Below are 18,214 nucleotides of genomic sequence, written 5' to 3'. Positions count from 1 at the left end.
CATGCAGCACGCCCTGTCCCTCTTGCAGGCGGACCCGCTGATGGCGCTCGCCGCGATCGCCGCGCTCGGCGTGGCGCTGGGCGCCGTGCGGCTTTGGGGGGTCGCGCTGGGCACGTCCGGCGTGCTGTTTGTGGGCATGGCGTTGGGGCACCTCGGGGTATCGCTGCCGCCGCTGGTGGGGCAACTGGGGGTGACGTTGTTTGTCTACTCCGTCGGGCTGCAGGCGGGGCCGCACTTCCTCAGGTCGATCCTCCGGCACGGGCCGACGCTGCTGCTGCTGACCGGCGTGACGCTGCTCACCGCTTGGGGGGCGGCGATCGCCGGCGCGACGATGCTGGGGCTCGACCGCGCGATCGCGATGGGGCTGTACGCCGGGGCGCTGACGTCGACCCCGGCGCTGGCGGCTTCGTTGCAGGTGTACAACGACCCGCATATTTCTGTCGGCTTCGGCGTCGCCTACCCGCTGGGGGTGATCGGCGTCATCCTGTTCGTGCAGGTCGTCCCCCGGCTGCTGCGGATCGACTGGGAGCACGAGGCGGAGGCGGCCCGCAACGCCGACGCCGCGCCCCCGATCGAGGCGGCGTGGTTCGAGATCACCAACCCCCAGGTCAACGGCAAGACGCTGGCGCAGGTCGAGTCGATCCTGGGCGACGGCGCCAACGTGTCGCGGGTCCTCGACCGCTACGCCTCGCTCTCGCCGCAGGGCGAAACGCACCTAGCGATCGGCCAGTACCTGAGGGTGGTGGGCGCCGCGGCCGACCTCGGCAAGATCGAGGTCGTGCTGGGGCCGAGGCGAGACGACTTCCGGCCCCCCAAGTCGGTGATCTCCGACGCGCGGGTGGTGGTCACCGAAGAGTCGCTCTGCGGCCAGTCGCTACGCGAGCTGGGTTTCCGGGAACGCTTCGGGGTGACCATCACGCGGCTCTGGCGAGACGACCTCGAGTTTGTCCCCAGGGGCGACATGTGCCTGGAGTTCGGCGACGAGCTGCGCGTGGTGGGCGACATCGACGACTGCAAGCGGCTGGTCACGCAGATCGGCCACCGCCCCGAGCGGATCCACGACACCCGCTTCCTGCCGCTGTGCGTGGGGCTGCTGGCCGGCATCGCGATCGGCCACGTGCCCATCCCCGTGCCCGGGATCGAGGGGTTCGCCCCCACGCTGGGGCTGGCGGGCGGGCCGCTGCTGGCCGGGCTGATCGCCGGGCACTTCGGCCGGATCGGCCCGCTGAACTTCCGCATGCCGATCGCCGCCCGCGGGCTGATGAACGAGGCGGGGCTGATCTTGTTCCTGGCCAGCGCCGGCGTGGGGGCGGGCGCCAGCTTCTGGAGCGTCGTCTCGGCCCAAGGCCCGGCGATGCTTGCGGCCGGCGCGTTGGTGACGCTGCTGCCGCTGCTGGCCGCGTTCTGCATCGCCCGCTACGCGGCGGGTTGGGACGCGCTGCGTTCGCTCGGCGCCGTGTGCGGAGCGATGACCTGCACGCCGGGGCTGGGCGTGGTGAGCCGGCTGGCCAACTCCCCCGCGCCGGCGACCGCGTACGTGGCCGTCTACCCGATGGCGTTGGTGGCCGTGTCGGTGCTCACGCCGCTGATCGGTTGGGCGCTGCCGTTGCTGACCGGGTCACCGTAGGGGGCGTGCGCGCTTTTCACCGGTCCGCGGCTGCGCCGGCCGGCGCCGGTTTGGGGCCGGGGTGCTTCTGGTTGCCCGTTGCGGCCGCCCAGGCGTTGTAGTCCGCAGCCATCCGCGCCGCGCGGCCCGGCGCGCCGCTGGCCAGGTTGTTCATCTCGGTGCGGTCGCTGCTCAGGTCGAACAGCTCCCACGCCTTGGTGAGCTTGTCGAACACCAGCTTCCAGTCCCCTTGGCGGATGGCGGCGTTCCCGGCGAAGCTCCAGCAAAGCTGATCGTGCGGCGTGCGCTGCTCGCCGGCAAAGATCGGCGCCAGCGACTTGCCCTCCACGGGCAAGATGGTGTGGCCGTGGCGCTCGGCGGGGTAGGCGCCCCCGGCGACGTCGAGGCACGTCGGCAGCAGGTCGATAATGTGGGCCGGCTGCGAAGTGATGGCGCCCTCGGCGACTTGGCCGGGCCACTTCACGATCAGCGGCGTGCAAATCCCCCCCTCGTGCATCCACACCTTGTAGCGGCGGAACGGCGCGTTCTGGGCCCAGCCCCACGCGGGGCCCACCGCCACGTAGTCGTCCTTCGGCCCCGGGTGGCGGAGGGCCGGGTCGCGTCCCCCCGGCTCCTCGGCGCAGCCGCCGTTGTCCGCCAAGAACAAGATCAGCGTGTTGTCGGTCTCGCCCAGCTCGTCGAGCGTCGCCAGCAGCCGGCCGATGTTCTGGTCCATGCGGTCGATCATCGCGGCGTAGACCGCCATCCGCAGGTCTTCGAACTGGTGGTCCGCGGTCTCCCAGTCGTAGGCCTGCGAGTCACGCCCCGAGAGCCGCCAGGCGTCGTCCGTCAGCCCCAGTTCTTTCTGGCGGGCGAACCGGCGCTCGCGCATGGTGTCCCAGCCGTCGAGGAACCGCCCGCGGTACTTGGCGATGTCTTCCGGCGGGGCGTGCAGCGGGTAGTGCGGCGCGTTGTAGCACAGGTGCAGGAAGAAGGGGGCGTCCCCCTCGGCGAAACGCCGCACCGTGGCGATCGCGTGGTCGGTGAACGCGTCGGTGGTGTAGAAGTCTTCGGGGAACGACGTGATCCGCTGATGGTTGTGGGCAAAGTAGCGCGTGCCGCCCCCCTTGTACGGCGGGTCGGCGATCGACGGATCAAAGAAGTTGCACGCGCCGTCCAGCAGCCCGTAGTACTCCTGGAACCCGCGGTCCGAGGGGTGCTCCGACGGCGAGCGGCCCAGGTGCCACTTGCCGCACAGCGCGGTGCGGTAGCCTGCGTCCGCCATCACTTCCCCCAGCGTGACCATGTTGCGATGCAGCAGCCGCTGGCCGTCGGGCCGGGGGTACAGGCCGGTGATCAGCGAGGCCCGTGTCGTGGTGCACTTGGCGTTGTTGTAGAACTGGGTGAACCGCATCCCCTGGCCGGCCAGCCGGTCGAGGTTGGGGGTCTCAACCTCGCCTCCGTAGCAGCCCAGGTCGGACCACCCCATGTCGTCGCACAAGATGAGCACGATGTTCGGGGCCCCCGCGCAGCAGCCGCCGCCCCAGCCGGCAAACAGCAGTAGCGCGGAAGCCAGGCCCAACACGGGGCCGCGTAGCGTCCTTAACCAACGATCGTCCGCCATCGCAATTCTCCGGGCAGGTCGGCGCCCGCGGTGATGCGGACGCGACGATCTAAGCGAGTAGGGTGAAGAAGGAGTCCGAGCCGCGACCAGCGGAGGCTGTCCACGCCGTACCGCGGGCTTCGCCCGGCGGGACCTTGCAGGAGGCTCATTATGGTCGAGCGTGCGTGCCCGAAGCAAACCGCGTAGCGGCGGCCCGGCCTTGGCTCTGGCCGGCGCCTAGAATCTCCGCCGCACCGCTGGGTAACCTGACCCTGACCCGGAGGCAGGCGCGGGGGGCCCAATGCCGATCGCACGCACTCACACACCGCACGCCCAAGCAGGACGCCGCGATGACGATTCGATGGGGGTTGATCGGCGCGGGCGACATCGCCAACAAACGCGTCGCCGCGGCGATCAGAGACGATCCCAACTCGCGGCTGGCAGCCGTGTGCCGACGCAACGAGCCGCTGCTGCACCGGTTCGCCGACGAGTTCGCCGCGCCCGGCCGGTTTACGCGGGCCGAACTCCTGGCCGCTTCGCCGGAGGTAGACGCCGTGTACATCGCGACGCCGGTCGACTGCCACCTGCCGCAGACCCTGGCGGCCGCCCGCGCCGGCAAGCACGTGCTGGTCGAGAAGCCGATGGCCCTCGATCCGGCCGAGTGCCAGCAGATGCTGTCGGCCTGCGCAGAAGCCCGTGATGGGGCCGGCGTCACGCTGGGCGTCGCCTACTACCGGCGGTTCTACCCGGTGGTGCAGCGGGCCCGGGCGCTCATCCAGTCGGGGCGACTTGGCCGCGTGCTGTCGGTCGCGTGCGTCACCGGCAACCCCAACCGCTTCGGGGCCGACGACTGGCGGGTGCAGCGGTCGCGCGGCGGCGGCGGGCCGCTGATGGACATCGGCAGCCACCGCATCGACCTGTTCTTGCATCTGCTGGGCGAGGTCCACGGCGTCAAGGCAAGCGTGATCGACTCACCCGACTACGAGGCCGAACAGGCCGCGACGCTCATCATGCGGTTCGCCCACGGCGCCCAAGGCGTGCTGCAGTGCTACTTCGGCACGGTCGATGCGCCAGACCGACTGGAGATCATCGGCACAGACGGCCGCGTCGTGGTCGAAGACCTCAACGCCGGCGACCTGACGCTCTACACCGCCGCCGGCCAAACGCACGAGGCGCACCCCCCAGCAGGCAACCTGCACGCCCCGCTGGTGGCGGACTTTGTCGCGGCGCTGCTGCGGGGCCGAGCCCCCACGGTCAGCGGCCAGATCGGCAAACAAACAAGCGACGCGATACAGATGGCGTACGAAGACGCGGGTTTGTGAGTGTAGGCCGTTCGCAAAGCGAGTGGACTACGCTTGTGGTGTTTGTCGGATGTCGGCCGGAATGAACGGTGAACCTTAGTCGTCTGGCAAGGAGACCAACCATGTTTCGATCCACCATCGTCCTGCTCGCCACGTGCTGCACGCCGGCGATGGCAGCACAGTACTTTGTTGACCCCGCCGGCAGCGACGCCAACCCCGGTTCGGCGGCGCAGCCGTGGCTCACGCTGCAGCAGGCGGCCGACCAGGTGGGGCCGGGCGACCGGGTGACGGTCCGCCAGGGCGAGTACGTCGGGTTCCACCTCAACCACGGCGGCGCCGCGGGGATGCCCATCGAGTTCGTCGCAGAGGCCGGTGCGGTGATCTCGACGCGCAACCCCACCACGCCTGACGGCATCAACCTCGAGGGCGCCTCACACGTGGTGATCGACGGCTTCGAGGTGGTGGGCATGCCGCGGGCCGGCGTGCGGACGGTCGGGCCGTTCAGCGGCGGCGCTCAGTCGTTCGCCCAGCACGTCGCCATCCGCAACGTCACCAGCACCGACAACGGCAAGTGGGGCATCCTCACCGGGTTTGTTGACGACCTGCTGATCGAGAACAACCGCACGTCGGGCTCGATCGACGAGCACGGCATCTACGTCGGCAACAGCGGCGACCGCCCCGTCATCCGCAACAACCGGGTGTGGGGCAACCGCGCCAACGGCATCCACGTCAACTCCGACGTCAACTCTGGGCTCGACGGCGTGATCGAGGGGGCGATTATCTCCGGCAACATCATCTACGACAACGGCCTCGGCGGCGGCAGCGGCATCAATATGGACGGCGTCATCAACTCGCGCGTTGAGAACAACCTGCTCTACAACAACCACGCCAGCGGCGTCTCGCTCTACCAGATCGACGGCGCCCTGCCGTCCACCGGCAACGTGGTGGCGAACAACACCATCCTCCAAGCCTCCGACGCGCGTTGGGCGCTCAACCTGCAGGACGGCGCCACGAACACCACCGTCGCCAACAATATCCTCCTCAGCGAGCACCCCTTCCGGGGCGCCATCGACGCCTCGCCCGACAGCCTCGCGGGCTTGTCGAGCGACCACAACGTCGTCCTTGACCGGTTCACCACGGACGGCGGCGACTCAGTACGAACGCTCGCACAGTGGCGGACGCTCACCGGCGGCGACTCCCACTCCTTCGTATCCACCGCGGCCGACCTGTTCGTCGACCCAGCGGCCGGCGACTACCGCCTCAAAGCCGCCTCCCCGGCACGCGACGCCGGCTGGAACGCCCAGGCGCCGGCGACCGACCTCCGCGGCGCCCTCCGCGACACCGGCGCGGCGGCCGACATCGGCGCCTACGAGTGGCTGCGGATCGGCGACTACAACAACGACGGCGCGGTAGACGCCGCCGACTACACCACGTGGCGCGACGCGGTTGGGCAAACGGGCCGTCTACCGAACGACGACACGGGGGGCGCCGTCGGCCAAGGGCAGTACGACGCCTGGAAGGCGCAGTTCGGCGCCGCTAGCGGAGCCACGGGGGGCGGCGTCCCCGAGCCCGCTGCGTGGCCGCTGCTGCTCACCGCCTGCGGCGCCACGCTGGGCGTTCGGCTTCACTTCGCCGGGCGCTTGGTTTCGGTGATCAGCTCCGTGGGCCCTTCCTCCAGCGGCGGGCCGAGTTCAATCCCCGGCGGGTCGCCGCGCAGCACGCGCCCGACCCACGCGTCGAACGGCCGCGGCGCCCCCTCGAAGTAGCGGGCGAAGTCCCGCCCCGGGCAGCCCGTCTGGCCCTGGGCCACCTTGCCGTGCGTGCTGATCGCCTCCAGCGGCAGGCCGTACCTGTCGAGCAGCCAAGCGACCAGCAGCACAGACGACTCCACCTGCGCGGCGCTGGGCCGCTGGGCGTCGAGGTTGCCCATCAGCTCGACGCCGATGTGGCCCGCCAGCGCGTACTTGGTGTTCGATTCCGGCTCGTACTCCAGCGGCCGCCCCTCGAAGATGCGTCCGTCGGGGGCGATCATGAAGTGGTAGGGGAGGTCGGGCCAGTAGGTGTTGCGTGGCGGCTCTTCAATCTCCGGCCGCCGCTTGCCCCACGCCTGCATGTTGCGGACAAACTCCACTGGGTCGCGGTCGTCGGTCCACAACACCCCGGCGTGGTGGAGCGTCACATACGTGGGCGTGTGCCGCCGCTCGTCGCCGATCGGGTCGGGTCGCGATCCCCACTCCTGGGCAGCAACCACCTTCGGCGGCGGCGCGACCGGCGTACGCGACGCCGGCCCGGCGCCCCGGCAGAAGGGCGCCGCGACCAGCACGACGGCGATGAGGCTCGGGAGGGTGAAATGATTCATGGGTGGCAGCCGTCGGTCCGGGGTATCACGATGTCGCGTCAAGCAGAACGGTCCATCCTAACTCAATGACCGCGGGCCCGCGGAACAAGCCGCGGAGGGGCGTCGGCGTATAGCCAGGGGCGCGAGCCCCTGGACAGCCGAACGAACGACAAACAAAGCCCCGCAGCGGCGACGGCGCGTCGTCATGCCACGCGCCGTCGCCCCTCCGGGGCTTCTCTGTTTCACATGCGCCGATTCCAGGGGCTTGCGCCCCTGGCTATACGCCGCCGGCCCTCCGGGCCTGAGTTCTGCTGAACGTTCGCCAACGCGCTACACTCCGCACCCCGCCTCCCAACGGATCTCCTCAAACAACCGCCGCAGGCGTTGCCCCTGCTCCGGGCTCACCATCTCTACAAACGCCACCCGCCCGTTGAGGTGGGCGCGGAAGTCGGCGTGCGCCTCTCGGTTCTGGCTTGCGGGGCCGTGGCGGACGCAGTTGGTGAGCGTAGCGCGCAGCCGGTCGCGCTGATCACGGGCAACGCCGGGGCGGTGGTTCACTACCAGGCCAGCGATCTGCTGCCTCTGACCGCGGCGCATCACGCGCGTCTTGTAGTGGTTGACCGCGAAGCCCTCTTCCATCGCGGTGGCGCACACGTGGGTCTGGAACCGGCCGACGCAGCGGGCAAACGCGTCGCCGCCGCTGAAGGCCAGGTCGTCTGCGTAGCGCGTGTAGACCCCCCCGGCCGCCTCGGCGAGCCCCGCCAGACGGCAGTCGAGCCGGTACGCGCACAGGTTGGCCAGCGCCGGCGAGGTGGGCGCCCCCTGCGGCAGGTGGGGCTGGGCGTAGCGCCTGAGTTGGCGGTCGGCGTGCCCAGTGGCGGGCGCGCCTGCTTCTTTCCATACGTCGGGCGGAACGGCGTTGGTGCACAGCCCCGCCAGCAGGTCGGCCACGCGCTCGGGGTAGCCGATCGCACGCAGCAGCGCCCGTACCCGCGCCGCGGCGATCGACGGGAAGAAGTCTTCGAGGTCGATCTTCAGCACCACCGGCCGCCCCGCGTGCGGCGCGGCGAACGTTCGCACCGACCCGCCGCGGCAGAACCCGTGCGCAGACGGGTGCGGCGGGACGTGGTCGAGCAGCTCCGCTAAAATCACCCGCTGAATGGCTTTGAGCCGCGGCTTGGGCGCCTCGATCAAACGGGTCTGCCCGAACCGCTTGGTCAGCGGCCGGTAGTGGTAGTGACGCAGGGGCCCCTCGCGCTGCCGGCTTTCCAGCGACCGGAGGTCGGCAAACCACTCCAGCTCGCCGACGGGCAGCCCTAGCCAGCCCGCTAGCTCCCGGGTGTTGCACAATGAGGGCGTCCGCCACCGCGCGGCGGGCCCGAGGGGCGCCATCTCGGGCGTTAGCCCCAGACCCGCGCCGGGTTGGATCTGGCAGGTTAACGCGGCCCGCAGCAGCGCCCGGTCCGCCAGCAGGAACCGCGCCACCGCGGTCACGCGCGGCCGGGTCTGGTCGCCGAACCTAGCAGCCACACGCCGCGCCAACGGCCGGAGCCAGCGGGGCCGGCCGCCGAGCACGTGGGCGCCGCGGTCTACCAGAGGGTCGACCTCCAGCGGCCCCGCAACGAACGCGGTTGCCAACGCAACGGCGGTAGAGTGACCGGGACGCATCGAACAACAGCGGCAGGGCGCCCCAACGAGTCTGGTCTGGCGTGAGGAATGATGCGTAGCAGCGCATCGCACCTCACGCGACGAATCACGAACCCTTCATATTGCCCTGGGGTAACCCCAGAGAGTCGAGACGAAGACGGACCTCCAATCTCAACGAGCTTGGAACGCCCCGCCGCTGATGGGGGCAGTATAGCAACTCACGCGGGCGCGGGGTCGGCCGCGACGCCTCGCGTTAGGCAGAGAGCAGCATCGCGTACGTAGGCCGCGTGTGGCACGAGAGGGCTACATTGACTGTGCCATGAGATTCAGTACCGACGCTCGGAAGGCCGCAGCGCTTGCCGAGACCGCTCGGGAATTCGGCCTGCTCGCCATACTACGGGTGGCAATAGGTCGCTAGACGCCGACGGAGGCGATCCTCGGTCTAAAAGTATTTGGTAGAGAAGCGCCGGATCCCGTGGCGTACTCTCGTTCAGCCAACAGCGATCTTGTTTTGCTATACTCCTCCGCGTCACAGTCGAGCATGAAAGTAACTTCGCCATGATTTTCGGCGACGGCTACCCGAATCTCCTCCAACGTCACATTGAAAAACTCCTTTCGATGATTAACCAAGTTGACGCGGCGGTCAGCGAATCTGCGATGAAGTCGCGTCTCCAAGTCGGGTGCGTCTTCGCTGTAGATCATCGCGTGAACATCGAACATGAATGGAACAGAGGCGCTTCCCAGCTCTTTGACCCGCTCTTGTGGCTCAAGACGACGTGTCATGCCAATCTTGAATACGTTCTCGCCGAATGACCCGATGTTCGAAAGGACGTAGACATGTCCCGAGCGGGTAAGTTGAGCGCGGGCGATTGCTTTCGCCTTTCGATCGATAGCCTCACTTAGTTCGCTCTCTAGCTTTGCGACCAGTTCTTCTAGTTTCGCGGCATTGGCGCCTTCTCGCGCGAAAAGCTCTGCACGGGCTCGCTCAAGGGCTGTCCGCTTCGTCGCCTCGTCTCGCTCAGCTTCCTTTCGCGCTCGATCGATTTCTGCCTCAACCTTCTTCTCTTCGTCCATTTGCCGCCTAATCTGCCGCTGCTCCTCTTTCTCCTGCTCCTGCTTCTCGCGGTACTCGTGGCTAAGAAAAAGTTCCTGCAGCTTGAGGTTCAGGTACTCAGGTGACAGAGTTACTTGGTTGACTTCGCCCATCTTGTTGATCTGCACAAACGATGTGTTGATCCGCTTTTCAAGTGCGGTAGCATTGTTGTACTTGACCTTCGAAATCGCAGCGTCGCATTCTCCATTGAAGGCACGGAGCAAGAGCTTGATCTTGTCCTTCACCATCTTTCTTCCTTTGGTCTTGCTTCCTTCTACGGTCCACTCCGTCGCGCAACTGGCCGCTGATTCTGCCTTGATCATTGCCTTCTGATCGCTGCGGATCCTGTCGAGACGCTGTTTGAATCGATCTGAATTCTCAAAGTCGTACTTAGATCGATAGAAGCCGAACTCTTGAAGGGTTTTTTGCTCTTCGACGACTTCGACCTCCTGACGCAGTCTTGCTATGGTCTCTTTTAGTGACTTAACCTGTTCCGAAAGATTGCCCGCCTTGCGGGCCTGGTCCGCTACGAATCCCAGTGACGTTATGTCCTGGACATATTGATCGCCAAGGTTCTTGTGATACTCGATTTTGGCAGTGAGCTCTTGCAGCGTTTTGCAGCCTTCGTAGAACGCGCGAAGCGTCTTCAACTGGCTACGGAGCTCATGGACCGATTTGAAATCACCAACCGCTTGGCGGTAGTTGGTGATAGTTGTTTGCAGTTCGGATACTGTCGCTTGGGATTGTTGCAACGCAGCCTGGGCCGCAAGCTGCTGCTGGACTGCTGTTTCGGCCTGACTTTGGCACTCGTCGCGATATGCTTCCACATCCGAAATCGCTGCAAAATGCGATAGCGATCGTCGCGCGGATAGGGTCAGGAATGTGAGCCCTGCCACGACTGCGAGGAGGATTGCGCACGCGACACTGAGAGTCGTAAGCATTCTGAAGTCTCCGACCGATCCAGGCTGCGGCAATTGGCAGCTCCGAGGTCAGTATATCAACCTAGATCTATTGGATTCCAGCGTTTCCGCGGACGCAAAAGTGCCATTTGCGATCAGCATGGGCTCTTGATGGATAGGTAAGTCGTATGGCGGGGACTTTGACGGTTGTCGCGCATCATGCCGTACGGGGTTTTGCGAAGAAGTTTGGGAGGCGCAAGAAAATCCCCGCAACCGGCGCCCGGCTAGCGTGCGCTGGCCGCAGGGATTAGTTTTTCGGTAGCGTCGGGTGGTCGGCGGCGTGATGTGGTGGGGCGCTTTGTATACTAGCCCAAATCGCCTCAATCGCTCCGTCGTCGGCCCCCATTCTCACTCGCTCTTCGACTCATCCGCGGCCGCTTGGGCGGCTTTCAGCCCGTCGCGGAACGCTTGGCTGTCGGGGACGGCTTTGACCAGCTCGCGGTAGTAGGGGACCGCCTTGGCGGGTTCGCCCTGCTCCATGTACGCGCCGGCTAGGCCGACCGAGGCGGCGGAGCCGGCCGGCGCCTTGGCGTGCATCTTGAGCCACAGGGCGACCGCCTCGTCGAGTTGGTCGTCTGCGTACAAGCAGCGGGCCAGGCCGTTCATCGCGCCCAGCGCGTCCGCGTCGAGCTCCAAGCACGCCTCGAACGCGGCCTTGGCTTCGGCGACTTCGCCCGAGCCCATCAGCGCCCAGCCGAGGCCGTTCCAGGCGGTGGCTGATTGGTCGTCTTGGGCGATGATGTCTCGGAACAGCTTGATGGCTTCGGGCCGCTTGCCGGTGTTCATCAACCGCCACCCCTCGCCGACGCTCTTGGCGGCGGCGTCGGGTCGGCCGGGGCCTTCGAGCATCGCCCGCAGGTCGGGGTCGACCTGCTTGGCGCGGGCCGCTGCGATGATGCGCTTGAGCCCCTCGTCCGTGGGCGACTGAGCGAGCGCCTTGCGGGCCCAACGCTGCGCCTGCGGGTAGTCGCCCGTCAGCAGGTAAAGCCTTGCGAGGCCGAACCACGCGGCGGACGCCTGCGGCGACGCCTTCTTGAGGTACGTCTCGGCCCGGTCGTAGTCGCGCCACATCAAATAGATCTGTCCCAGGCCGTTGAGCGCCGCGGGGTGTCGCGGCTCGAGCTCGACGCACTTCTCGAAGGCCGGGACGGCGCCCTCGGCGTCGCCGCCGTTGAAGCGCGACCAGCCGAGGCCGTTCCAGGCGTCGGCCGCCTTGGGGTCGAGCTCGACCGCCATCTCGAACTGCTGCTGGGCGGGGCCAAACTCTTGCGCCTGCCACAGCCGCCATCCTTCGGCGGACCGTGCGGCGGGGTCGCCCTCGGTCTGCGCGACCGCTGCGCCGGGCGACGCCATCAGCGCCGCCGCGACCACGTATGCCAGAACACTCATCACGATGCCTCCAAACAACAAGGAAGCGACGACCCAACGCCGGCGCCGTTGCTGGCGTCGCTGGTCGTCGCGAAGGGAACCGGCGAGCAGTTGGTCGGAGTCGTTCAGGACCGCGTCGAGCGTCGAGTCTTCGACGGCCGCGCCGGCATGCGTCGACGAGGGGTCCGGCGAGCCTTGTCTGGTTGGCTGGTTCATGGCGTTGGGCTGGTTACTGGATCGACTTGATGAGCCGGGCGGCTTCTTCGGCGGAGAGGGGCATCGCGTCTGCGGGCGGGGCGGGTTTGGCGCCGGCCGGGGCGCCCGCAGGGGCGTTTGAATCAGCGATCGTTTGACGCAGCGTCTCGATCACCCGATCGAGCCGCGACCGGACCGTGGGGTACGACACCCCCGCCTGCTCGGCGATCTTCTTCAGCGAGCCGCCGCACAGCACGAACAGCTCAACGAACCGCTGGTGTTCGGTCGGCAGGTCCCCCAGCCGCGACGCGGGGAAGGCGCCCTCAACCGCTACATGGCACTTGCCGCACGCCATGCGGGTAGTCGCCATCGGGCCCTCGCAGTAGGGGCAGGCGTTGGTGAGCCGCTTGGACATGGCAGGGTGGTCTAATTGGATGAGCAGTGCTTTGAATGTTAATAAAATTGATTCAATGAGTCAATGGTCTTAATAAAAAGAAGTTTCGCTGCGAGCTCAGGCGAGCCGTCGGCGTTAGCCGCCGGAGGTCGCACAGGGGCAGTAAACGGAGCCGGCCTGGGCGCCAGCGAGGTGCAGGCGCTATCTCTGACGGCGTGGTCCGTGAGGCGCTCCGGCGGCTGACGCCGACGGCCCGCCTTTTTGGTGAGGGGTGGTCGTTTTCGCTCGCAAATGGCCACCTTTGCCCCGATAATGCGGGGTCGTGGGGTGCGCGACTGCGCATGGGGGCGGCGCGAGCGGGGAGAGTTTTGTCCGATCGCGGGGGACTTTTGTCCGCTGCCGACGGTCAAAACGATCCGTCGGAGCGCGAAAGCAGCGGCGGCGGGGGGCCGCGGGGCAGGAAAACGCGGGGTTTTACGAGCGGGGGAGGGTTTTGTCCGAAAATCGAACGCCGCACCGACCGGACAAACGGACACAAGTCGGCAGCGGCTCAGCCGGCCCCGCTCAGTCGACCCAGTCGAGCTTCAGCCGGCCGGCGTGGAACGGGAGGTCGGCGGGGGCGGACGCGACTTGGCACCGCGGGTGGGCGCGCAGTTCCTGGGCGACGTCGGCCGTGGTCCACAGCACCCCCAGGTGCAGCGTGTTGGGGATAAACATCCAGCGGGCGTCGCCGAAGCGGTCGCGGAGCGTGGCGACCAGCGTCTGGTCGTCCGGCAGCGAGACGGGGGCTTTGCCGCGGTCGAAGCTGCCGGTGGTGAGGACGTTGAGCAAGGTTTTTTCGTTGTCGATGGCGTCGCGCAGGCGCTGGGTGACCACGTCGGCCAGGCCGACGCCGGTGGCGTTCCCCTGCGAGGCCTCGGCGAGTTGCAGCGCGGCGATGGTGCGGACTTCTGTCCCTTGGGTGTCCGCTTGCCCCCCCGGGCCGCGGCGGCCGACGACGTTGGGGTCCATGCCGGTGCCGCTGTAGGTCTTGCCGATCGACTCGACCACCAGCACGTTGAGCGTTCCCACCGGCAGCCGAGGAAAGTAGTGACGACAGCGGTCGAGCAATTCCGGCTCGCGAGCAAGAATCTGGTCGGCTGCCAAGGCGTGCACCTCGGCGGTGTGGTCGGCGCCGTCTTCCACCAGCGCCAGGCCGGCCCAGACCTTGCCGGTGGCCAGCAGCGGCCGCGCCATGGCGGCCAGGGAGGCGCTCATTTGTCCCGGGGGTGTCTCATGAAACACGCGTGCCGACTGGATCTTGCCGAGCCCCACCACCAGCATCTTCACCAGCCCGCTCTGCAGGGGCCCCGAAAAGCTGGTGTGCAGCTTCACGCGGTTGAGCGCCAGCACGCCGGCGGACTGGAAGGCGTGGCGGTCCATCCACACGGGGCCCGCGTCGACCTCGCCCACCTGGACGCACTCCATGCTCGATCGGATGGGCATGCCGCAAGCGGCCTCGGTGACGCCGAGGCTCTCGACCATGGCCCGCTGCCCCGCGGCCGTGGCGCCGTTGTGCGAGCCCATCGCCGGCACCACAAACGGGCTGGCGCCCCGCTCGCGGAGCCAGTCGCCTGCGGTCTTGGTCACCAGCGCCAGGTTATCGATGCCGCGGCTGCCGACAGTGATAGCGACCTCTCCCTGCGGCGGGGCGCCGAGCGTGTCGAGCTGGCGGCGGACCTCGGCCGCGACGTCCTTGATGGGGTTTTCGACAAGCTGCTGCGTAACTCGGTACAGGGGAAGGGGTTTCATGTGGGTCAGTTTACCCGGCAGGCGCCAACAAATCTCTGGCAAAGGCGCATGGCCGTGGTTGCAGGGAAGGGGCCTAGTAGAGGCGCCCCTTGCGGCTACGCGATTTGGCTCTTTTGCGAGAGGCTTTTCTCGCCCGGTCGTGGTAGGTTGTGTCGCTGCCTCATTTCATAACTCCACGAGGGATACCGGATGTCTCGCCTGTTCTGCATCGCCGGCTTGCTCACGCTGTTCACCGCGTCCTGGGCGACGGCCGACTGGCCGCAGTTTCGAGGCCCCGACGCCAACGGGCTGAGCGGCGCCGGCGCGACGCCCCAGACCTGGGGCGAGGAGACCAACATCCGCTGGCAGGTGAAGCCGGGCGGGTCGGGCTGGTCGCAGCCGATCGTGGTGGGGGGCAAGGTGTTCATCACCTCGGCCACGCCGGTTGAGCAGCCGGCCGGGGTGACGCAGGCGTCGCAGCCCCCGCAGGAGCGCCCCGAAGGCCAACGCCGCGGCGATCGTGCCGGAAACGGCGGCCCCGGCAACGGTGGCCCCGGCAACGGCGGCGGCGGTCGCGGTGGGCCGGGCGGCGGACGCGGCTTCGGCGGTCGTCCCGCGGCGCCGGCCGGGCCGGTGCGGTTTGAGGTGATCTGCTACGACCTGCAATCCGGCGACGAGCTGTGGCGCCAGACCGCGATCGAAGCGGCGCCGCGCGAGCCGACGCACCGCGACAACACCTTCGCCACCGAGACCCCCGTGTCCGACGGCAAGCGCGTGATCGCCTACTTCGGCATGATGGGGGTTGTCTGCTACGACCTCAACGGCGAGCTGCTGTGGAAGAAAGACCTGGGCGCCTACCCGTTGGACAACAACTGGGGCACCGCCAGCTCGCCGGCGCTGGCCGACGGGCTCGTTTTCTTGCAGATCGACAACGAAGAGGATTCGTTCGTCGTGGCGCTCGACGTCCTTTCGGGCGACGAACGGTGGCGTGACAAGCGCACCGAAAAGACCAACTGGTGCTCGCCGATCATCTGGCGCAACAAGGGCCGCACCGAGCTGGTGTGCGGCGGCGAGACGGTAAGGGCCTACGAGCCGAAGACCGGCAAGGTGTTGTGGTCGCTCACCATCGAAGGGGGCCGAAGCTGCGCCTCGCCGACGGGGAACGACGACCTGCTGATCGTCGGCACCGAGGACCGTTCGAGCCGTGGCGGCGGCCCCGGCGGGCTGTTCGCCGTGAAGGCGGGCGCCTCGGGCGAGGTCGCCCCGGCCAGCGGCGAATCGACGTCCGAAGGGGTGCTGTGGTCCACGCGGCGCGACGGCACGTCGATGGCCTCGCCGCTGATCTACGAGGGCCTCGTCTACCTGTTCGACCGCAACGGCGCCAAGGTGGTGTGCCTCAAGGCCGACACCGGTGAGAAGGCCTACCAGACCCGCGCCCCCGGCGGCGCCGCGTTCTGGGCGTCGCCGTGGGAAGCGGGGGGCAAGGTGTTCGGCATCGACGAAGCGGGCACCACCTTCGTCCTGGCGCCCAAGCCGGAGTTCGAAGTGCTTGGCAAGAACGAGCTCAACGGCCGGTTCTGGTCGAGCCCCGCGGTCGCCGACGGCGCCCTGCTGCTGCGCAGCGAGGACACGTTGTATTGCATCGCGAAGCCGTGAGCGGCCCGACCGGGTTAGAGTCGCGGCTCAGCGAGCTTGTCGCCGCGGCGCAGGGCTCGCCCGAACCGGCGCCGGCGCTGGTCGAGGGGCTGCTGAACGAGACGTACGCGCTCGGCGCCAGCGACCTGCACCTGCTTCCGCAGCGTGACGGGCTGCACACGCTGTGGCGGGTAGACGGCGTGCTGCACGGCGCTGGGGTGATCGCCGGGCCGCTGGCCGCGGCGGTGGTCGGCCGGCTCAAAGTGCTGTGCGAGCTGCTGACCTACGAGACTAGCCGCCCGCAGGAGGGGCGGCTCCGCGACGCCCCCCCCGGGCGGCAGGTGCGCGTGAGCACCTTCCCCACCATCCACGGCGAGAAAGTCGTCGCCCGCGTGCTGCCGCTGGGGGACAGCGGCTTCGATTCGATCGCGGCGCTCGCGCTGCCGGCCGAAGCCGCGGGGGTGCTCTCGGCGGCGCTCGACCAGACCAGCGGCGCGATCGTCATCGTCGGCCCGGCCGGCAGCGGCAAGACGACCACCGCGTACGCGTGCCTGCGTGAGGTGATCCGCCGCACCGCGGGGCGCCGGAGCGTGGTGACATTGGAAGACCCGGTCGAGGGCGAGGTGGCCGGCGCGGCCCAATCGCAGGCGGCGCCGCACGCCGGGTTCGACATGCCCACGGCGTTGCGGTCGTTGTTGCGGCAAGACCCCGAGGTGATCTTGGTGGGGGAGATCCGCGATCCGGAGACCGCCCGGCTGGCCTACCAAGCGGCGATGACGGGGCAGTTGGTGGTGACCACGTTCCACGCGTCGAGCGTCGCCGAGGCCGTGGTGCGGCTGCTTGACATGGGGACGCCGCCGTTCGTTGTGCGCGGCGCCACACGGGCGATCGTTGCCCAGCGGCTGGTGCGCACGCAGTGCGCGTGCGCCGAGGGAGGGCCGCGCGCCGACTGCCCCCAGTGCCACGGCGTGGGCCTACGCGGGCGGGCCGCGATCGCCGAGGGGCTCAGCGTCCAGCAGCCCGCGGCAGCGACCGCGATCCGCGAGTCGACGGACCGCACCGCCGTAGAAGCAGCCGCGGCGGCGGCCGGCATGACCACGCTGTTGGAATCCGCGGAGGCGCTGCTGAACGCGGGGGCCATCGACCACGCCGAGCTTGTGCGCGTGCTGGGGATCGAGCCGCCACGCGGCTAGAAGCTACGCCCGCTTGGCGGGGCTGTGCTAGAATCCGGGGCGCGGGCTTTCCATTCAATCCCAGGCGCCGGATGCGTCCACCCCCAACGCTCGACGACCTGCACGCGCTCAACGCAGAGCTGCTTGCGCTCACACGGGCCGGCCTGCCGATCGAAGCGGCGCTCTGCGGCGCCAGCGGCCGGGGCGCCGAGTTGGCCGACGTGCTGGGCCAACGGATGACGGCGGGCGCGTCGCTCGCCGAGGCGGTGCGCAGCCAGGGGGACCGGTTGCCGGCGACCTACGGGGCCGTGGTCGAGGCGGGGGTCCGGTCGGGCCGGCTGCCGGCGGCGCTCGAAGACTACGCGCGTGCGCTTGCTCGCGCTATCCATTTGCGCCACGTCGTTGCGCTGGCGATGGTCTACCCGTTGATCCTGGTAGTGCTAGCGTGGCAACTGCTGGTGTTTGCTGGGAAGAAGCTGATCCCGGCGTACGGCTGGATCGATCCGGATCGCCGGTACCCGCTGGAGTTCTTCCGCTGGGAAGCGGGCGATGGGCTCGTGGCGACGCTGGTTGTTGTGCTTCCTTTGCTGGTGATGCTGGGTGCGTGGTTCTGCTGGCAGCGGTCTGGGGCGGCTAGTCGCACGCTCTCGGCCAAGGCGGGCTGGCTGCGGTGGGTCCCCGGCGTGGGACGCGTGATCCGGCTGACCGCGGCCGCGAACCTGGCCGATCTGCTGGCCCTGCTGGTGACGCACCGGACCCCGCTGGCCGAGTCGTTGCGGCTGGCGAGCGACGCCTCGGGCTGGCCGGCGTACCTGGCGCCGTGCGCTCAGATCGCCGACGCCATCGGGCGTGGCGAGGCGGTGCGCGATCAATCCGAAGCATTAGCGGCGTTGCCGTCGGCGGTTAGCATGGCGCTACGGACCCCGCCCGAGAGCAACCTGCTGCCCCGGATGCTGCGCGGCGCGGCGCAGCAGTACGAATCACGCGCCGCGGCGGCCGCCGAGGGCCTTTCGGTAACGCTCCCGATGGCGGCCACCGTAGCCATCGGCGGCACGGTGACGCTCGCGTACGCGTTGTTGATGCTGACCCCCTACATCTTCTCCCTGCAAGAGATCGCCGCCTGGCACTGACGT

The 18,214-nt window shown here is 68.4% G+C and carries 12 protein-coding genes and 1 pseudogene; 6 read left to right on the top strand and 7 right to left on the bottom strand.

All coding sequences use genetic code 11. The annotated features are described in order from the left end of the window. Position 1: 1 nt before the first annotated feature. Positions 2–1,627 (top strand): aspartate:alanine exchanger family transporter, encoded by a 1,626-nt coding sequence (locus Pla175_RS22360; protein ID WP_145290929.1) that lies wholly within the window; start codon positions 2–4, stop codon positions 1,625–1,627. A gap of 16 nt (positions 1,628–1,643) precedes the next feature. Here Pla175_RS22360 and Pla175_RS22355 read toward each other — a convergent pair whose 3' ends face one another. Next, a complete protein-coding gene (locus Pla175_RS22355) occupies positions 1,644–3,230 on the bottom strand; it encodes an arylsulfatase (protein WP_145290926.1) in 1,587 nt (528 codons plus the stop codon). 329 nt (positions 3,231–3,559) lie between these two features. Here Pla175_RS22355 and Pla175_RS22350 point away from each other — a divergent pair, with 329 nt between their 5' ends. After that, the gene (locus tag Pla175_RS22350) at positions 3,560–4,531 is read left to right on the top strand and encodes a Gfo/Idh/MocA family protein (RefSeq protein ID WP_145290924.1); all 972 of its coding nucleotides are present in this window, start codon (positions 3,560–3,562) and stop codon (positions 4,529–4,531) included. 101 nt (positions 4,532–4,632) lie between these two features. Beyond that, a pseudogene (locus Pla175_RS22345) lies at positions 4,633–5,871 on the top strand (right-handed parallel beta-helix repeat-containing protein); the annotation flags it as partial. Positions 5,872–6,134: 263 nt separating this feature from the next. Here the strand turns inward: Pla175_RS22345 and Pla175_RS26665 are convergent. The 6 genes from Pla175_RS26665 to Pla175_RS22315 form a co-directional block, all read right to left on the bottom strand. After that, positions 6,135–6,869 (bottom strand): peptidoglycan recognition protein family protein, encoded by a 735-nt coding sequence (locus Pla175_RS26665; protein ID WP_145290919.1) that lies wholly within the window; start codon positions 6,867–6,869, stop codon positions 6,135–6,137. A gap of 309 nt (positions 6,870–7,178) precedes the next feature. After that, on the bottom strand, positions 7,179–8,486 hold the full coding sequence (locus Pla175_RS22335; RefSeq protein WP_197527071.1) for a reverse transcriptase family protein: 1,308 nt from the start codon (positions 8,484–8,486) through the stop codon (positions 7,179–7,181). 423 nt (positions 8,487–8,909) lie between these two features. Then, the gene (locus Pla175_RS22330) at positions 8,910–10,529 is read right to left on the bottom strand and encodes a DUF4041 domain-containing protein (RefSeq protein WP_145290915.1); all 1,620 of its coding nucleotides are present in this window, start codon (positions 10,527–10,529) and stop codon (positions 8,910–8,912) included. A gap of 366 nt (positions 10,530–10,895) precedes the next feature. Beyond that, positions 10,896–12,131, bottom strand: coding sequence for a tetratricopeptide repeat protein (locus tag Pla175_RS22325; protein WP_145290913.1), 1,236 nt, complete (start codon positions 12,129–12,131; stop codon positions 10,896–10,898). Between the two features lie 13 nt (positions 12,132–12,144). Then, complete coding sequence (locus tag Pla175_RS22320; protein WP_145290911.1) at positions 12,145–12,525, bottom strand: DUF2089 family protein; 381 nt, start codon at positions 12,523–12,525, stop codon at positions 12,145–12,147. Positions 12,526–13,068: 543 nt separating this feature from the next. Beyond that, positions 13,069–14,295, bottom strand: a complete 1,227-nt coding sequence (locus Pla175_RS22315; RefSeq protein WP_145290909.1) for a nickel-dependent lactate racemase family protein — start codon at positions 14,293–14,295, stop codon at positions 13,069–13,071. Between the two features lie 189 nt (positions 14,296–14,484). Here Pla175_RS22315 and Pla175_RS22310 point away from each other — a divergent pair, with 189 nt between their 5' ends. The 3 genes from Pla175_RS22310 to Pla175_RS22300 all read left to right on the top strand — a co-directional run bounded on the left by Pla175_RS22310 (position 14,485) and on the right by Pla175_RS22300 (position 18,211). Further along, the gene (locus Pla175_RS22310; protein WP_145290907.1) at positions 14,485–15,930 is read left to right on the top strand and encodes an outer membrane protein assembly factor BamB family protein; all 1,446 of its coding nucleotides are present in this window, start codon (positions 14,485–14,487) and stop codon (positions 15,928–15,930) included. Beyond that, a complete protein-coding gene (locus tag Pla175_RS22305) occupies positions 15,912–17,102 on the top strand; it encodes a GspE/PulE family protein (RefSeq protein ID WP_197527070.1) in 1,191 nt (396 codons plus the stop codon). The genes Pla175_RS22310 and Pla175_RS22305 overlap by 19 nt, the downstream gene beginning before the upstream one ends. Before the next feature lie 71 nt (positions 17,103–17,173). Beyond that, positions 17,174–18,211, top strand: coding sequence for a type II secretion system F family protein (locus tag Pla175_RS22300; RefSeq protein WP_145290902.1), 1,038 nt, complete (start codon positions 17,174–17,176; stop codon positions 18,209–18,211). Positions 18,212–18,214 lie beyond the last annotated feature (3 nt).

This window comes from Pirellulimonas nuda, from assembly GCF_007750855.1.
GTDB classification, from domain to species: Bacteria; Planctomycetota; Planctomycetia; order Pirellulales; family Lacipirellulaceae; genus Pirellulimonas; species Pirellulimonas nuda.
Note: the sequence above shows the minus strand (reverse complement) of the source record. Positions and strands in the feature narration are given on the sequence as shown.